This is a genomic window from Psychrobacter cibarius, from assembly GCF_904845955.1.
Classification (GTDB): Bacteria; Pseudomonadota; Gammaproteobacteria; order Pseudomonadales; family Moraxellaceae; genus Psychrobacter; species Psychrobacter cibarius_B.
This window is the reverse complement of sequence record NZ_CAJGYX010000001.1, coordinates 16,110-34,185: the sequence shown is the minus strand read 5'-3', so window position 1 is coordinate 34,185 and position 18,076 is coordinate 16,110. Positions and strand designations below refer to the sequence as shown.

10 protein-coding genes and 1 pseudogene are annotated in these 18,076 nt (G+C 42.8%); 9 read left to right on the top strand and 2 right to left on the bottom strand.

Annotation, left to right across the window (positions count from 1 at the left end):
• Positions 1-188 precede the first annotated feature (188 nt).
• The 8 genes and pseudogenes from JMV76_RS00135 to JMV76_RS00100 all read left to right on the top strand — a co-directional run bounded on the left by JMV76_RS00135 (position 189) and on the right by JMV76_RS00100 (position 14,786).
• Positions 189-2,135, top strand: coding sequence for a TonB-dependent receptor domain-containing protein (locus tag JMV76_RS00135; RefSeq protein ID WP_201501189.1), 1,947 nt, complete (start codon positions 189-191; stop codon positions 2,133-2,135).
• 352 nt (positions 2,136-2,487) lie between these two features.
• Positions 2,488-3,912 carry an adenosylhomocysteinase gene (ahcY, locus tag JMV76_RS00130; RefSeq protein WP_201501188.1) on the top strand — a complete coding sequence of 475 codons (1,425 nt, stop codon included), beginning with the start codon at positions 2,488-2,490 and terminating at the stop codon, positions 3,910-3,912.
• Between the two features lie 13 nt (positions 3,913-3,925).
• Positions 3,926-4,771, top strand: coding sequence for a methylenetetrahydrofolate reductase (locus JMV76_RS00125; RefSeq protein ID WP_201501187.1), 846 nt, complete (start codon positions 3,926-3,928; stop codon positions 4,769-4,771).
• Positions 4,772-4,950: 179 nt separating this feature from the next.
• On the top strand, positions 4,951-5,844 hold the full coding sequence (locus JMV76_RS00120; protein WP_201501186.1) for a 16S rRNA (uracil(1498)-N(3))-methyltransferase: 894 nt from the start codon (positions 4,951-4,953) through the stop codon (positions 5,842-5,844).
• Positions 5,845-5,898: 54 nt separating this feature from the next.
• Entirely contained in the window at positions 5,899-7,611 is a 1,713-nt protein-coding gene (locus JMV76_RS00115; protein WP_201501185.1) for a putative bifunctional diguanylate cyclase/phosphodiesterase, read from the top strand.
• 392 nt (positions 7,612-8,003) lie between these two features.
• Positions 8,004-9,797: an acyl-CoA dehydrogenase C-terminal domain-containing protein gene (locus JMV76_RS00110; protein ID WP_201501184.1), complete on the top strand. Its 1,794-nt coding sequence runs from the start codon at positions 8,004-8,006 to the stop codon at positions 9,795-9,797.
• Between the two features lie 319 nt (positions 9,798-10,116).
• Positions 10,117-11,901 carry an acyl-CoA dehydrogenase C-terminal domain-containing protein gene (locus tag JMV76_RS00105; RefSeq protein WP_201501183.1) on the top strand — a complete coding sequence of 595 codons (1,785 nt, stop codon included), beginning with the start codon at positions 10,117-10,119 and terminating at the stop codon, positions 11,899-11,901.
• A 404-nt stretch (positions 11,902-12,305) separates the two neighbouring features.
• A pseudogene (locus tag JMV76_RS00100) lies at positions 12,306-14,786 on the top strand (site-specific recombinase).
• A gap of 101 nt (positions 14,787-14,887) precedes the next feature.
• Here the strand turns inward: JMV76_RS00100 and JMV76_RS00095 are convergent.
• Positions 14,888-15,730, bottom strand: coding sequence for a symmetrical bis(5'-nucleosyl)-tetraphosphatase (locus JMV76_RS00095; protein WP_201501182.1), 843 nt, complete (start codon positions 15,728-15,730; stop codon positions 14,888-14,890).
• A gap of 96 nt (positions 15,731-15,826) precedes the next feature.
• Positions 15,827-16,690 (bottom strand): 16S rRNA (adenine(1518)-N(6)/adenine(1519)-N(6))-dimethyltransferase RsmA, encoded by an 864-nt coding sequence (gene rsmA, locus JMV76_RS00090; RefSeq protein WP_201501181.1) that lies wholly within the window; start codon positions 16,688-16,690, stop codon positions 15,827-15,829.
• Positions 16,691-17,165: 475 nt separating this feature from the next.
• Between rsmA and JMV76_RS00085 the strand changes: the two genes are divergently transcribed.
• A complete protein-coding gene (locus JMV76_RS00085; protein WP_201501180.1) occupies positions 17,166-18,032 on the top strand; it encodes a hypothetical protein in 867 nt (288 codons plus the stop codon).
• Positions 18,033-18,076 lie beyond the last annotated feature (44 nt).

Sequence of the window (18,076 nt, the reverse complement as noted above, 5' to 3'; positions counted from 1 at the left end):
CTATCATGAAAACTACTCAGCTTACCGTGAATAAACATTAGGTTAAAGTGGTTTATAAAGCGTTCTGTTTTGTAGATAATGAACGCAGTTTTGCTTGTCTACTGTTTTTTGTAATTTTTAGCCATATTAACGTCAGTATGGTTACTTTTTTTCCTGCATTTTTTAATATGATTATTTTGGAATTGACTATGTCTTTATCACGTTCATCTTCACGTACCTACCTTCGTTTGAGTATCTTAAGCGCATTAGGTTTACTTGCGGTTAACACAGCAATGGCAGTGACACCTGACGTTGCTACTATTAACGATAGCGGGCTACCACAAGTTGAGCTTGATGAAATCATCGTAACAGCAACCCGTACCCCCACTAAAACCAGCAATGTGATTGCACAAACTCGGGTTGTAGATAAAGAAGATTTAAAACGCTTTCAAGGTCAGACGGTTTTAGAAGTACTTAGACGGCAGCCAGGATTTAGCATTAAACAAGATGGTGGTATGGGTCAAAGCAGTAATTTCTATCTTCGCGGCTATGATAGTAAGCGTGTATTAGTGCTAATAGATGGTGTTCGTTATGGCTCAATGTCAACAGGTCAGCCCGCTTTAGCCTTATTACCGACCGATCAAATTGATCGTATTGAAATTTTATACGGTGCTTCAGGCTCTAGCATTTATGGTTCAGATGCTATGGGCGGCGTCATTCAAATATTTACTAAAGGCAGTGACGTCGATCAAACTAATTTTTCTGTGACCGCAGGTGTTGGCTCACATGACCACTATGTTTATGGTGCAACAGCGCAGTTTACAAATGCTCAAGGCGCAAAACTGAGTCTTTCCGCTAGTCGGAATCAAACCAAAGGTATCAGCGCGCTTGACAACCGAACAGGCAATGATAAAGATGACGATGGCTTTGAGAGCAATAACTTTGCCTTAAATGCTAGTATGCCTATTACTCAAAATATAAGCGTTGGCGCAACTGGACTTTTCTCTAAGTCAACGACAGAGTTTGATAACTTTAGTTTTGGACCAGGTCCCAATGCAGAGATTGATCAAAAGAATGGTGCCGTATCAGCATTTTCACAATACGAAAACGATAAGCTGACAGTACGACTATCAGCGGGTCAGAGCTTGGATAAGATTGATAACAAAGTGGGCGATGCCTTTGAAACCAAGCAGAAACAGGCGAATTTGATAAGCACTTATGAATTACCTATAGAACAATTTCAAGCAGGTGCCGAATGGTTGCAGCAGGAAGTGGACCTTACAGATAACACTCCTAGTGCCGGTGGTAAAGACAGTTATAAAATAAATGACCGTGATATTAAGAGTGGCTTTGCTGGTTATCAAGTAAATGAGGATGCTTACGATTTTCAAGCCAATGTTCGTTTCGACGATAACTCACAATTTGGTCACGAAACTACATTTGGTCTTGGTTATGCTGTAAAGCTAGCGCCTAGCCTACGTCTAGGTACTAGCTTCGCTACTGGCTACAGAGCGCCTACTCTGAATGACTTATACATCGAGAGTGCTTACTATGTTCCAAATGAAGATTTAAAAGTCGAAAAGAGTAAAAACCTAGAAGTATTTATTGAATCTACCAGTACGATACAAACTACTCGTTTGACTGGTTTTAATAGTAATGTCGACAATCTTATTGATAACAGATACGATGGTAGTATTGATAAATATCAAGCACTGAACATTGATGAAGCAAGCTTGTCAGGTTATAGCTTTACCTCAGACTGGCAGCTCAGTAATATTTTATTTGGTGGTCAATACACTCGCACCAATGCTGAAGAGAACTCCGGAGCTAACAAAGGCAAACAATTAGTGTATCGCCCTGAAAATACTGGCCTGGTATATATAGGTTACCAAGCTGCAGAGTTCGATATTCGTACTGAAGCAGAATATGTGGGTAAAACCTATAATGTTGCAGATAATAGCACTTTTATAGAGGACTATACGTTATTCAATATCAGTGGTAATTATTACTTGAGTCCAAATCTGACATGGACAAGTCGTATTAACAATTTGACTAATGTAGATTACTCAACCAATGAGAGTTTTGGTCAATATGCTTCGCGTTACAATCAAGACGGCACCAACTTCTTTACCTCTCTAACCTATAACTGGTACTAATTTCTCTTGGTACTATTTGGACTGTCTGAAATGAGAATAAAAAAGGTCATCCATCGATGGCCTTTTTTATTGCTACATATTACTGCTCGCCTTCTTACGTGCCTATACCGTCAGCTATTTATGTTATCCAACAGGTGACAATTCATGACTCATCAATTACAATAACGACCTCCGAGAGGTGTTGCGCCATAATATCTGATAGTGCATTTAGGCTTTAAAGCCCTGCTAATCAGTCATTATGTTAGGCTCGGTAACTGCTAAACAATCATCTCATTGATTGTTGACAGCGCAAATAACGGCACCTGCGTTTTTATTCTTTTTATCATACCTTAACCACTGATAGGAGCATATTATGGACGCAGTGTCTAACACCCCATCTGCCCATACGATCGATCCCTCTTTTACTGACTATAAAGTCGCCGACATCAGCCTTGCTGACTACGGTCGCCGTGAAATCACCCTTGCCGAAGCTGAAATGCCTGCCCTAATGGGCTTGCGTCGTCGCTACGAAGCCGATCAGCCGCTTAAAGGCGCGAAAATCGCTGGTTGTATCCACATGACCATACAGACTGCCGTTCTTATCGAGACACTCGTCGCGCTAGGTGCTGAAGTACGTTGGACCTCATGTAACATCTTCTCAACCCAAGACCATGCTGCTGCTGCTATTGCTGCTGCTGGTATCTCTGTTTATGCTTGGAAAGGCGAAACCGAAGAAGAGTACGAGTGGTGCTTGCGTCAACAAATCCATGTTGGCGGTGAAACATCAGGTCAACTTTGGGATGCTAACTTAATCTTGGATGACGGCGGTGATTTGACTGCTTTGATTCATAATGATTATGCCCAAATGCTTGATAACATCCATGGTATTTCAGAAGAAACTACTACAGGTGTTCATCGTTTGGTTGAAATGCTGAATAAGGGTACGCTAAAAGTACCAGCCATCAACGTCAACGATGCGGTTACCAAATCTAAAAACGACAACAAATACGGCTGCCGTCATAGCTTAAATGATGCCATCAAACGTGCAACTGACATGTTCCTTGCTGGTCGTCGCGCCTTAGTTATCGGTTATGGCGATGTTGGTAAAGGCTCTACGCAAAGCTTACGTCAAGAAGGTATGATTGTCCGTGTCTCAGAAGTTGATCCTATCTGTGCCATGCAGGCATGTATGGACGGTTTTGAAGTATTGTCACCTTACATCAATGGTGATAACACTGGTGGCGCAGAAAACATCAACACCCGTCTACTGGAAGACACTGACATGATCGTTACCACCACTGGTAACTACCATGTTTGTGATCGTCACATGCTAGCAGCCCTAAAACCAGGTGCTGTTGTATGTAACATCGGTCACTTTGATACCGTAATCGACACTCAGTTTATGCGTGGTAACTGGCGCTGGGTTGAGATTAAGCCACAAGTCCATCAAATCTTCCGCTCAGATGATGAAAATGATTACTTAATTTTGCTTGCTGAAGGTCGTTTGGTAAACTTGGGTAATGCGACTGGTCACCCATCACGCGTGATGGACGGCTCATTTGCTAACCAAGTATTGGCTCAAATGTACCTGTTCGAAGAAAAATTCGCTGACTTGCCAGCCGACGCACGTACTGACAGCTTATATGTAAAAGTACTACCTAAGAAGCTCGACGAAGAAGTCTCTGCGGCGATGGTTGCTGGCTTTAACGGTACTTTAACGAAGCTAACTGAAAAACAAGCAGAGTATTTGGGTGTGCCTGTCGAAGGTCCATTTAAGCCTGACGCTTACAAATACTAAAAGGAGCCAGACTGTGACTAAGCCTGCTTTCTCCTTTGAGTTTTTCCCTGCCAAAACCGAGCTAGGTCATGAAAAACTACTCAGTACTTATGATGAGTTGAATAAGCTATCACCTGCATATTTTTCGGTGACTTACGGTGCTGGCGGTTCAACCCGAAATCGCACTTTAGATATCGTCCAAGCACTATGCGCACGCGGCGATACTGATATTGCGCCGCATATATCTTGTATCGGTGATGATAAGGCGGAAATCGCTGAATTGCTCGATCTGTATAAAGATTTGGGTATCAAGCGCTTAGTCGCCCTGCGTGGTGATTTACCATCAGGTCAAGTCGGTATGGGCGAGCTGCCGTTTGCGTTAGACTTGGTGAAGTTTATCCGTGAATATTCAGGCGATCATTTCCATATCGAGGTCGCAGCGTATCCTGAAATGCATCCACAAGCGCGTAGCTTTGCGTTTGATGTTGACAACTTGGTCAATAAATACCAAGCAGGTGCTAATGCACCGATTACCCAGTTTTTCTATAACGCTGATAGTTACTTATATTTGCGTGATACCTTAGAGAAGCGTGGTATCGATACGGTTGCTCAGCCTTTAATCGCTGGTATCATGCCAATTACTAACTCAAGTAATTTGGTACGCTTTGCCGATAGCTGTGGCGCTGATATTCCGCGTTATGTACGTAAGCAGTTGTCTGACTTTGGCGATGACCGCAAAGCCATTCGTGAATTTGGTTTTGATGTGGTCTATCGTTTATGCGAGCGCCTAATTGCTGAGGGCGTACCTGCCATGCATTTTTATAGCATGAATAAGGTCGAGCCAAACAAGCGCTTGGTTGAAGCACTCGGCTTAGCTTAATTGCTCATCGTATTTATTAAATGTATTTTTTAAAGACTGGCGTTCCTAGGAGCGCCAGTCTTTTTGCTATGGGAATTGCACTAATGCAAATTCTACTAAAGATAATCCCTTTACCCTCTCAAACGATATTCTGCTAAGATATTTGAAATATATTATTCAAACAATAGGACTAAGCAACTGTGCGACGTTTTTTTTATGACACCAGCAATGACATCAGTGATGAAAGAAGCTCACTCCATCCTCAACTTAGCACCTTGGCTATTGGAGATAGTGCCGAATTAACAGAGAGTATCGTCCATCATTGGTGCCGTGTATTACGTGCCAATATTGGCGATCAAGGCATATTATTTGACGGCTTTGGCGGCGAGTATCAGGTGCAGCTACAAGCCATCAGTAAAAAACACGCCACTGTGACATTATTAGCACATGTAGATACTGACCGAAGTGCCGCTGTCTTCACTAAGATCGGTCTAGTGATGAGCCGCGGTGAACGCATGGACTATGCGATTCAAAAATCCACCGAGCTTGGTGTCACTGCCATTCAATTGCTAAGTAGCCATCATGGCGAGGTCAATCTAAAGCCTGCCCAAGTAGAAAAAAAACTGGCACATTGGCAGCAAGTTGCCATTGCTGCGTGTGAACAATGCGGTCTTAACCGTCCACCGCTTATTATTGCGCCTGTGTCCATAAATGACTGGTTACAAAAGTCAGCGACCCACTCTTCCGATTCACAAATGGACGTGCGCCCTCCTACTACCAGTACTATTGTTACCACCCTTAGCCAAGACCCTTATTACCAAATATTACAAAAACCAGCAGATTTGCGTCTGCAACTGAGCGTACCAGCTGCCGGACAACCAGCAATGCCTAAGTCGCTACCAACAATCTTAACGCAACAGTCTCCTTATATTGAGCTGCTAATAGGCCCTGAAGGTGGTCTGAGCGTTGATGAATGCCAGCAAGCAGCCAAAGCTGGTTTTGAACCTTGGCAAATTGGCTCAAGAATCTTACGCACCGAGACCGCACCCGTGGTGGCGTTGGCGACTCTGCATGCTTTGAGCTATTATGGGTAAATATCCTATGCGTAATCCTAATTGCTGTTCCGTTTCGACGTGTTGAGTCCAACTATGACTGCTTTCGCCCCTATTTCCATCGCAGACAAGCAGCAACTGCTGGCCGAGTTATGCGAGCAGCTTGATGATGCCATATTCATCTTGGATGCCAATTTACGCTATCTATCGGTCAATGCCAGTTATGAGATTATCATTGGCTACAGTGAGTCATTTTTGCTTGGCAGACCACTTGGTGTTTATGCGGCAGAGTTTTTATCAGATGAAGAAAGAGCCGTTTTAGCAGATATTACTAACCATCTAGACTGCAATGGTTTTTATGAAAACGACTTTTCGATGCCGAACCGTTATGGACAAATACTTGACTGTCACATGACTTATCGCAAAATCTGTGTCAATCACAAGACTTATTATATCGGTATGGTGCGTGATATGTCCTCGGTCGTCAAAGATCAAAAGCAAGTGGCTCATTTGCTCAATTATGATCAATTGACTGGATTACCAAACCGTAAAGTTTTCTTGAGTCAGACCAGCGACCTATTGTTGGACAGTTATCAAGAAGTCGTGATTGTGCGCTTTAATATTGACCGTTATCGCAATCTAGCAAGCTTGCTTGGCCCTGACGGCATCAACACTTTGGTAAAAAACTTTGTCACACGCCTGAAGAACCTCAAGCTCGATAATTTAAATTGTTTTTCCCATTTTGGCGGCGATGATTTTGCGTTATTATTCGAATTTAATGACGCTAATATGGTACGTCATCAGCTAGATAGCTTGATGCAAATGTGTGAACGCCCCTTCTCCTTAGATGAAAACACTGCAACAGACGCCAAGATTTATTGTCATATTTCCGTCGGGGTCAGTTACTTTCCCACTAACGACGACGAAGTGACAGGATTATTGACCAAAGCTGAAAAAGCACTGCATTATGTCAAGCAGCAAGGCGGTGATGACATTTGCTGGTATGATACGGCCATTGACGAAGCCACTGCAGGTAGCTTGCAGTTAGAGGCGGAACTTAGAGCCGCTACCACTGAAAATCAGTTTGTTGCTTATTATCAACCAAAGTTTGAGCTGGCTACTGGCATCATTATTGGTTTTGAAGCGCTGGTACGTTGGCAACACCCGACTCGCGGACTGCTAAAGCCGATACATTTTATCAATGCCAATATCACTCATAAACTGTCGTTTGAGCTGTTCTCGCACATGGCGGTTCAAATTGGTAAGCAGTTATCGACTTGGCAACAGCAAGGGTTTTATCAACATATCTGTATCAATGCAGATGCCGCCGAATTTAGCCACCCTGAGTTTTCTGAGATGGTGAGCAGTTTACTGGTGCAACACCGTATTTCTGCGCATCAGCTACATATTGAAGTCACTGAATCATCCTTAATTCAGCGTCATGCAAATGTCAAAAAACAGCTTACTCTGCTCAAAGAGCTGGGGATTTTTCTGGCGTTGGATGACTTTGGCACCGGTTATGCCTCTTTGAGTTACTTACAAGAATATCCATTTGATTTTATTAAAATTGACAAAAGTTTTATATCCAACATCGACACCGATCGTACCCAACATGCCATTGTAAAAGCTATTTTAGACTTGGCAATGGCACTTGATATGCAGGTAGTCGCCGAAGGTATCGAAACCGAACAACAGCGCGATGTCTTGCTAAAAATGGGCTGTCAACAGGGTCAAGGCTATTGGTTTGGCAAACCAGTGCCAGCAGATGCTGCGACTGAGATGTTGATTCAGCAGTACGCTGCCAAATAAACCCCTTTAACGAATGTTTATTTATCCAGTATCATTAGTATTTTCATATGGTTATTCGCATTTCCTCTTAACGCCTAACGTCGATTGTATAACCGATGCAAGATAGGTTCATGACTTATCAGTGCTGTCACCATACTTGTATAATCCCCTCTGAAAGCCTATCTTTTATAGTGAATTTGTTAGAGCTTATTAAGTTTCAAGCTTACTCTGACCATCACCATTCTTTTCAATACTATTTTATATAGCCGACAACATCGTCAATCTGCATTATTGCCTAGCATTTATTTGGGCTCGTTAGATTAATATGGGCTGGACTTGTGCACTAAATAACAGTGCAGTCATGTGCCTACCCTTGATGATGATTGGTTATATTCTCAAAAGGACAGGAAGTTATGCAATACAAAGCGCCCTTACGTGACATTCAATTCGTGATGCATGAGTTACTCGACAGCGAATGCCATTATAAAACCCTGCCAGCATTCCAAGAAGCGGATCGCGAGCTAATGGACAGCCTGTTTGAGATGGCGGCAAGCTTTGCTGAAAATGAGCTATCACCATTGAATCAAAGTGGTGACGCTGAAGGCTGCCAGTTTAACAATGGTCAAGTCACTACGCCAAAAGGCTTTAAAGAAGCATACAAAGCGTATTGTGAGCTTGGCTTCCCAGCGTTGTCTGCTGAAGAAGACTTCGGTGGTCAAAACATGCCGTTCTCATTATCAACCGTCATTAATGAAATGGTTGGTACGGCTAACTGGTCATTTTCTATGTACCCTGGTTTATCGCATGGTGCCATTCAAACCATCGAGCATCACGGTACGGACGAGCAAAAACAAACCTACCAAGAAAAAATGGTCAGCGGCGAATGGTCAGGCACCATGTGCTTGACTGAAGCACATGCGGGTTCTGATTTGGGTATTATCCGCACCAAAGCCGAGCCTAAAGAAGACGGCAGCTATAGCATCACTGGTCAAAAAATCTTCATTTCAGCGGGTGAGCATGACTTAACGGACAATATTATTCACATTGTATTGGCTCGTCTACCAGGCGCGCCTGCTGGCACAAAAGGCATCTCACTGTTTATCGTTCCTAAGGTAACGGTCAACGAAGATGGTAGCCTAGGTGAAAACAACAACGTCGTTTGTGGCTCTATCGAACACAAAATGGGTATCAAAGCCTCAGCCACTTGCGTGATGAACTTTGATGGCGCAACGGGTTATCTAATTGGCCCAGAAAACCGTGGTCTACAGTGCATGTTTACCTTTATGAACGTGGCGCGTATTGGTACTGCCGTTCAAGGTTTAACAGCAGCAGAATATGCGTTCCAAGGCTCATTAACATATGCCAAAGATCGTCTAGCAATGCGTTCATTATCTGGTGTTAAAGCCCCTGAAAAAGTCGCTGACCCTATCATTGTACATCCAGCGGTTCGTAACATGCTGTTGACTGAAAAAGCCTTTGCTGAAGGTGGTCGTGCTTTAGTCTATTACCTCTCACATTTTGCCGATACTGTTGCAAAAGGCGAAGGCGATGCGCTTAAATTTGCTGATCAAATGTTGTCACTATTGACACCGATCGCTAAAGCTTTCTTGACTGAAACGGGTCTAGAAGCGGCTAACCATGGCGTACAGGTTTATGGTGGTCATGGCTTTATCAGCGAATGGGGCATGGAGCAAAACGTGCGTGATACGCGTATTGCTTGCTTATACGAAGGTACCACTGAAATCCAAGCGCTCGATCTACTAGGTCGTAAAGTATTGGGCTCACAAGGCAAACTGCTTGCAAACTTTGTTAAAATCATTCAGACATTCTGTGAAGAAAATAAAGAAAATGACGAGATGGGTCAGTTTATTCGCCCACTTGCCAAACACCTTAAAGAATGGGGTGATTTGACTGCACGCATCGGCATGCAAGCCACTGAAAACCCAGATGCGGTTGGCGGCGCTGCGGTTGATTACATGTATTTCAGCGGTTATGTAACGCTAGCCTACTTATGGGCACGCATGGCATTAGTAGCACAAACTGAACTTGCTAACGGTACTAGCGAACAAGCCTTCTACGACGCGAAAGTAAAAACCGCGCAGTTCTACTTTGCTAAGCTATTGCCACGTACCACCACTCACGTACAGCGTATCAGCACTGGTGTTGAACCATACATGAGCATGGACGTTGATCAGTTCGCTTTTTAATTAGACGTTAAATACTGCTAATACTGTATTTTTATCGGCAACATACTCAGGTGTGTTGCCGATTTTCTTAGCGCTATTAAAATGTATAACGAGTAGAGTCAGCACTTTAAAAAATCTAACCTTTTCTAAAAATCTATTCTTATTTTTATAAAGGCTATCTTTTATCAATACTTTTGGTGTACGCACAACTCACGAAGAAACACACCCGTGCGCAAGCTTATTTGCTAAACTTTGATTATTAACCGCTAAGGTTAGACCAAAAGAACAATTGATATCTTTAACAACTTTAATTTTATTTATTTGAACCAAAGGAATGTTTATGGCTGTTTATAATGCCCCTCTGAATGACATGCGCTTTATCTTAAATGATGTATTTAACGCGCCTAAATTTTGGCAAAATAACGAAAACTTAGCTCATGTCGATATGGAAACAGTCGATATGATTTTGGAAGAAATGGCAAAACTGTCAAAAAACATTCTTTTGCCAATCAACCGCAGCGGCGATGAAGAAGGCGCAACCTTTGAAGGTAATGGCGTCGTCACGACTCCTACTGGATTTAAAGAAGCGTATAAACAGTATGCTGAATCAGGCTGGGTTGGCTTAAGTGGTAACGCTGAATACGGTGGTCAAGGTTTCCCAAAAATGGTGACTATGCTGACTGAAGAGATGGTATTCACTGCCAACCAATCATTTGCCCTCTACCCTAACCTAACCGTTGGCGCAACACTGTGCCTAAACGCAGCGGCTTCTGAAGAACAAAAGCAAACTTACTTAGAAAAAATGTACAACGGCGAGTGGGCGGGCACCATGTGCTTGACAGAGCCGCATGCTGGTACTGATCTGGGTATTATCAAAACCAAAGCCGTTCCTAATGATGACGGTAGCTATGATATCTCAGGTACCAAAATCTTTATCACTGGCGGTGAGCATGACTTAACCGAAAATATCATTCATTTGGTATTGGCAAAAACCCCTAACGCGCCAGAAGGCTCAAAAGGTATTTCACTATTTGTCGTACCAAAATTTTTGGTCAATGCAGATGGCAGCTTAGGCGAGCGTAACACCCTAGCAGTCGGCTCTATCGAGCATAAAATGGGTATCAAAGCCTCAGCCACTTGTGTCATGAACTTTGACAGCGCTAAAGGCTGGATGGTTGGTGCCGAAAACACGGGTCTGTCATCAATGTTCATTATGATGAACTATGAGCGTGTCACTATGGGTCTGCAAGGCCTTGGTGGTTCTGAGCTTGCTTATCAGAATGCGGCGTTATATGCCAACGACCGTGGTCAAGGTCGTAGCGATACCCAACTGCAAAGTCCAGAAAAACCAGCAGATGCCATCATTCATCATGCTGATGTGCGCCGTATGCTATTAAATGCCAAAGCCAATACCGAAGCCTCACGTTGCTTTGCGATGTACGTGGCCAAAAACCTTGATGAAGAGAAATTTAGTACTGATCCAGAGGCTGCGCAAGCTGCTGCCGCACGTGTTGCTCTATTGACGCCAGTGGCTAAAGCGTTCTTGACTGATAAAGCATTAGAAGCCACCATTGATTGCCAGCAAGTATTTGGCGGTCACGGCTATATCCGCGAATGGGGTATGGAGCAAATCGTTCGTGATACCCGTATTGCCCAGATTTATGAAGGCACCAATGGTATTCAAGCACTTGATTTACTAGGTCGTAAAGTGGCGAAAAACAATGGCAAATACGTCATCCATTTCTTGGGTGAGATTCGTGATTTCGTTAACAATATGCAAGCAGATCATGGTATCAAGCAAGCAACGCTAGATGCTGCTGACACGATTGAAGCATTGACCAACACTGTGCTTAGCAACATTGGCGAGCGTAAAAACGAAGTCAATGGCTGTGCCGTTGACTACATGCATGCCTTTGGTTACCTCGCTTATTCGTATATGTTTGCGTTGATGGTAGAAGCCGCTAACGGTAAAGAAGGTGAGTTTTATACCAATAAAGCCAAGCTTGCCGATTATTTCGTCGGTCGTATTTTGCCACGCATTGATGCTCATGCACAAATGGTTCAAGCTGGTAGTGATCCAATGATGAACTTTGATCTTAGCTACTTTGATGTACCTGCTAGCTAATTTCTTACTTTTATAATAAAGTAAGCCATACCGCACTACGATAAGGGGACAGTCACGCTACTGTCCCTTTTTTGCCAAAAATATCATCACAGTGATGGTTTCCACAATCGATATAATGAGCGCCACAAAATAACTGCTAACAAAATAATTAACCGCTCAGGCATTGTTACGATTAAAATAACGCAAAGTCACAACATTAAGATTGGTACAAATATCTTTAACGCCGAAACCAATAAGCTTAAAGCTAATAATTTCCAAATTAGTGAGCTATAAATTAGAAACCTAACCATCAACAGTGGTAGATATCGCGACATTGATAACCAATATAGCCATTCAAAGCACTTATATCTTTGCTCATACTCAATAATAACAATGATTGAAATAACCACCACAAGGGATGCAATGTGTCAGAAATAAAACACATTTTACAACAGATTACAGCCTTAAGTGATGTGCCAGATCCTGCGGTACTCAAGCGCTTAATCGATGAGCTATGAGTGAGTGATAAAGGGCCCACGTTAGCCAATCAAAACATTCAAGAGCTGATTGATATTTTACGTCAACATCCAGAATATGCAGATGGACTGTCAAGTTTCGTCTTAAAACTGATTATTGAATATCGCCAAATTGCTTTATATACCGATACTGGCATCATGTCGGATCAGGGCTTTTTTAATAGTCTACGTCGCCTTATCGGGCACCGTTTTTTACCGCTATTGCCACAAGAAGATTCTGTCGTAGAATTGGTCGGTTATTTATTTGATAAACGCTCTGATGAGCGCTGGCTTGCCAATATTAAAAAAGACAAATGGGATGAACTGGTTGAGCTACTCAAAGTCGATGAGCAGCATTTAAACTTAGTTGCGACAGCAAAAAACAGTATTTTGAACGCGATTATCATTTTGTCATACCGTATCAGCGGTATTGGCTTGCATCCAGATTTGATGGAATTTTATCCGCAAATGCTGAATTATTCAGCGTCATTTGTGGCACAAAATCAAGAGGCGGTCTTATACGTCAATCAGTACCGAGAAGCGCATGAGCTTGATACTTTAACGGATATCACGCCCGAAAAAGCGGTAGATCCTGCGCCGTTACTGGTCATGATTGAACAATGCGAAGATATCGTTGCCACCATACGCAAGCGCATTTATAAAACGGGGATCTCTATTCGCCTGACCAATATGATGCTGCGTTTAGACCAAAGCTTGCAGCGTATGCGCATCCTAACTGAACTGGTAGCAGATAATTATGATAAGCGTGATCAGGCGCTCATTGAATTGATTCAAGCACTGATTACCACTGCTAGCCGCCGTTATAGTATTGGATACTTAATTGATAATAATACTAAGCTGCTGTCGCGCAAAGTCACTGAAAATGCCAGCCGTGTGGGTGAACATTATATTAGTACCGATAAATCGGGCTACCAAAAAATGTTCAAGAAAGCCTCTATTGGTGGTTTTATTATTGCTTTTATGGCAACGCTTAAGATATTAGCCTATAACCTAGCCCTCGCACCGATGGGACGCGCCTTTGTAAATAGTATGATTTATGGATTGGGTTTTGTTTTTATCCATATCGTTCATGGTACGGTTGCTACCAAACAGCCTGCTATGACGGCGGCGGCAATCGCCTCTACTATATCGGACGGTTCTGGCAAAAAGTCACACCAGTTAAATAAACTATCAGAATTGGTGGTCGATATTTTACGTACCCAGTTTGTGGCGATTATGGGTAATATTATGCTAGCGATACCAGTCGCTCTGATTATCTCTTTTGCATGGCTACAATATACTGGTGCGCCGATGATCAATACCGACAAGGCTGCACACTTACTGCATGATCTTGACCCCTTTCACTCACTGGCATTGCCCCACGCGGCCATTGCTGGCGTCTATTTATTTTTATCGGGTCTTATTGCTGGTTACTACGATAACTTGGCGGTCTACAACCAAATCGGTGCCCGTATTCAGCGCCACAAACTACTTCAATACCTACTACCAAAAACTTGGTTACAGCGTTTAGGCGGTTTTATAGAAGCCAACCTCGGCGCCATTATGGGCAATTTCTTGTTCGGGGTGTTCTTAGGTAGCACTGCAACAATTGGCTATTTATTTGGCTTACCGATTGATATTCGCCACATTGCGTTTGCCTCGGCGAATTTGGCGCATGGACTGTTTAATATATCTGCCAACCAGTGGGATTGGCAGATTGTGTTTATTTCTATTTTAGGCGTTGCCCTTATCGGCATGGTGAACCTCATGGTCAGCTTTTCGCTCGCCTTATTTGTGGCACTGCGCTCTAAAGAAGTCAAATTCATGGAGTGGAGTCGTTTAACCAAGCAGCTTTTCAGCCATATGCTTACCCATCCTTCAGACTTTTTCTGGCCACGTGATAAGCCAATGAAATATGCTCGTATCGACAGCCAAGGACATATGATCTTTGACGATACCAGCGCTCATAAAGGAGGACAAACTATTCCCAATAATTATGTCGTGCGGCGTTTGTCTGATGTAAAAATCCTACCTAAATCCAAGCAAAAAAGCATGCAAAATGAACAGGCTATCACAGACATAGATTACGATAATAACATCTCAAATGCTGACACTGATGCTGCGCTAAAAAGTCGGGAAACACACAGCACCACCAATCATATCAGTACCAAAAAAACCATTGAACTCGATGATGGGCTGATAGATGAGGAGCTCAATAGCGTTCCTTATAGTAGTGATATTCAATATGATAAAGCGCATAACGCCTTTACTGAGGGTAATGAGACGACTGCCCACCCTGAAAGCGATAACAGCAACCCTGAAAACAAGACCGCTGGCGATGCTAAAACCTCACTACCTAAACCCAAAAAACCACCAAACCTACCCAGCTAATGGGAAGGTTTTGGTGGTTTAATAAATCGTTTGGATAAGCCAAATAGTTGGGGCGTGACCTCATTTTAAAACGGAGATAGAAATGAGTCCATACCCTAATATTATGTTTCTGGCTGTAAGCAGTGCGCACTTGACCTGATGATTTTTTCATCTCTCAAGCGATAAGCCAATAGATCATTACCCCAAACGCAGCCGCCGTCAAGTGCACGCGCATACGGTAAGTCTACCTCACCTTTCAGCGCTGCCCAATGCCCAAATAATACCTTGCGAGTCCGCGGTACTTGCCATTCAAACCAAGGCAAAAACCCCTCTGGCATAGACGCTTCTAACCCTGCTGCAAAGCTAAATTCTAACGTGCCGTCTTGTTTACACAGCCGCATACGAGTGAAATAATTGGCAATTGCACGCATTTTGGTAAAGCCGCTAATATCTGGATGCCAGTCATCAGCAGTCTTACTATATAAATTTGGCAATAAACGATCCAGCTGTTTTAAACTACTTTGCAATTGTGACTCTAACTGCTGCGCGTGATTTGCGGCCGCCTCAACCGTCCAATGCGGTGGAATGCCAGCATGAACCAATACCGTCTGCTCATCAGGAAAAGCCAATACTGGCTGATGACGTAACCATTCAAGCAGTTCATCACAATCATCGGCAGCAAAAATAGGCGCTGTTTGATCCTTTTTTTTAATCTTTGCCGCACCGCGCCAGACAGCGATCAAATTGATATCATGATTGCCGAGTACTGTCGCGGCTGCGCCTTGCTCGCAAAGTGCTTTGACATGACGCAAGGTACTTAACGAATCTTCACCACGTGCCACCAAGTCCCCTGCAAACCATAGCTTGTCTTGTGCAGGATCAAAATCCAATATTTCAAGTAAATGAAGGTACGCCGCATAGCAACCTTGCAGGTCACCGATGACATACTGATGGCGAAAGCTCATAAATTCTCAGTGTCTTTACGTGATAGTTTTATGTGAAAATTTTATATCGTCATTTCCATATAAATGTCTTTGACGACGAATCAGCAGTAACTCGATTCAAACCTCTACTTTACGCGCCTGATTGCTCAAATTCACAAAATCCTTCACACTTAAGACTTCAGGACGTGCTTGTGGGTCGATGCTACACGCTGCGAAATCTTCTTCGCTCAATGTCGGTAGCAACGTTGATTTTTTAAAGATGGCACGTAGCGTCTTACGACGATGGTTAAAGGTTTCACGCACCACAAGCGCGAAATACTCTTCGTCCTCTGCGACGACTGGCTTAATGATATGCGGCGTCAAACGAAAAACCGCACTGGTTACTTTTGGTGGCGGATTAAAAGCACCACGTGGTACGGTCAGTAGATAGTCGGTATGGCAGTGATACTGCATAATGACAGATAGGCGACCATAAGTTTTGCTACCGACATCCGCCGTAATACGCTCGACCACTTCTTTTTGCAGCATAAAGTGCATGTCTTGAATCACATCGGCATAACTGAGCGAATGAAATAAGATAGGCGTAGAAATATTATACGGCAGATTACCAACCACACGGAGCTTGCCCCGCTCATCGCTATACAGCTCGCGATAGTCGACATGCATGGCATTGTCTTTGATGATCGTAAAGTTTGGATGGCTGTTGGCACCGATACGAATACGCAGGCTGTCTGCCAAATCACGATCCAGCTCGACCACAGTCATCGCATCCACCTCTGCCAATAATGGCTCAGTCAGTGCGCCCATCCCTGGCCCAATCTCAATCAAATTGTCATCGCGCTCTAAACGAATGCTCTCAACAATCTCGCGGATGACACTGCGATCATGTAAGAAGTTTTGACCAAAGCGCTTACGCGGTTGGTGTTTGGCAGCGCGTAGGCTGTTGGTAATAGACTGAGCATCAAACGAAATTTTGGACATAAAAAAGTCTTAATGGGTAAAAGATAAATGGGCTATAGCGCTATGGCAGCAATATACTGGTTTTATAAGCGCTTTTATTGGCTCGTTTTGTAATACGAAATTATACCACAGCTCGTAAATTTGCTGTATTTTTGAGATATTTTATTAGTAAACTACCCATACCTTGCCACAACTGACACATTGCTTTTTTATTCTAAAATCATTTTTTATAACGACTATTATGCGAATGAGCATGGTACCCTAGTGAGGATTTGAACGTTAAGCTGTAGGCTAATGGATCAAGATTTTAACTTATTGAAAGAGTCACAGTGTACTTTATGGTGTGCTTACCATCCATATTCTATTCGTCTTTAGTGCGCTATAGACGCACCGATTAGACGTTATCTTAAATGAAATTGAGCATAAGAAAAACAGTTTATACAAGGTTCATTGAGGTATATATTAATATCAATGATCTGAATTCAGGAATTGAGCCATGTTAACTTTTTATTCAAAATCATCATTGCCGATAATTAGAACGGCAATGGCTTCTACTTTATTAATCGCTGCTGTACAACTGATGACAGGCTGTGACTCACAGCCCTCATCTTCAAATAATGACGGCACTGCACAAACGAATAATATAGATAAAGACATGGCTAAGAATGATGAGATGTCTGTCAATCTAGCGCCTACAGATACGAGTGCTATGGATAAAGCCCAAACTAGCGAAGCAGCAAATATAGCTGATGAGCAAATCGTCAGCCCTTCAGGCTATCAGAAACTAAGCTTCGGTCAGATGATTACTTCTGAGTTGCTAAATAGCCTAGGAATGACCAAAGCCAAGAGCAATAACGAACAATGCTATTACGTCAGTAATCCAAAACTGAACTATGTCGATAAAGAGTACGGTGAACGTGCTTCTGTGCTGTATCAAATCATAGATGGTAAAGTTGCTCTGATCAGTATTCAGGATCCAAGCATCCCGTTTTATAAAGACATCAACATTGGCAATTCCGCTACAGACGTTATGAAAGCACATAATGACGAGCTTAGCTACGAGGTCGATAAATATGCGGTTGATGGTGATTACTATAGCCTGATTGCTAACGTCAATTTTAAGGTGATAAAAGAAAGCCCACTTGGAGAATTCTTAAAAGACGACAATATTGAGCTTAATAATAAACAGGATAAGTTATCCCTACAAATTGAATATCACATCAAGGGCGGTCAAAAGCTGAGTGATTCTACGATTAAGGCGACTGAGTGGACAGCAGACAATAAAAACCTATTAAAAGGTGCGGTAGAAAGCATTGATATTGGTACACCAGAAGCGATTTATTTGGTAGAAGGCTGCTCTTAAAAGTTGAACGTAATAACCCAGCATCTAGCTAGGTTATTAGTGAA

What these genes read in the sequence shown, in the direction of transcription:
- JMV76_RS00085 (WP_201501180.1), top strand. Translation starts at nt 17,166, where the DNA reads ATGTTAACTTTTTATTCAAAATCATCATTGCCGATAATTAGAACGGCA.
- JMV76_RS00135 (WP_201501189.1), top strand. Translation starts at nt 189, where the DNA reads ATGTCTTTATCACGTTCATCTTCACGTACCTACCTTCGTTTGAGTATC.
- JMV76_RS00110 (WP_201501184.1), top strand. Translation starts at nt 8,004, where the DNA reads ATGCAATACAAAGCGCCCTTACGTGACATTCAATTCGTGATGCATGAG.
- JMV76_RS00095 (WP_201501182.1), bottom strand. Translation starts at nt 15,730, where the DNA reads ATGAGCTTTCGCCATCAGTATGTCATCGGTGACCTGCAAGGTTGCTAT.
- rsmA (WP_201501181.1), bottom strand. Translation starts at nt 16,690, where the DNA reads ATGTCCAAAATTTCGTTTGATGCTCAGTCTATTACCAACAGCCTACGC.
- ahcY (WP_201501188.1), top strand. Translation starts at nt 2,488, where the DNA reads ATGGACGCAGTGTCTAACACCCCATCTGCCCATACGATCGATCCCTCT.
- JMV76_RS00115 (WP_201501185.1), top strand. Translation starts at nt 5,899, where the DNA reads ATGACTGCTTTCGCCCCTATTTCCATCGCAGACAAGCAGCAACTGCTG.
- JMV76_RS00105 (WP_201501183.1), top strand. Translation starts at nt 10,117, where the DNA reads ATGGCTGTTTATAATGCCCCTCTGAATGACATGCGCTTTATCTTAAAT.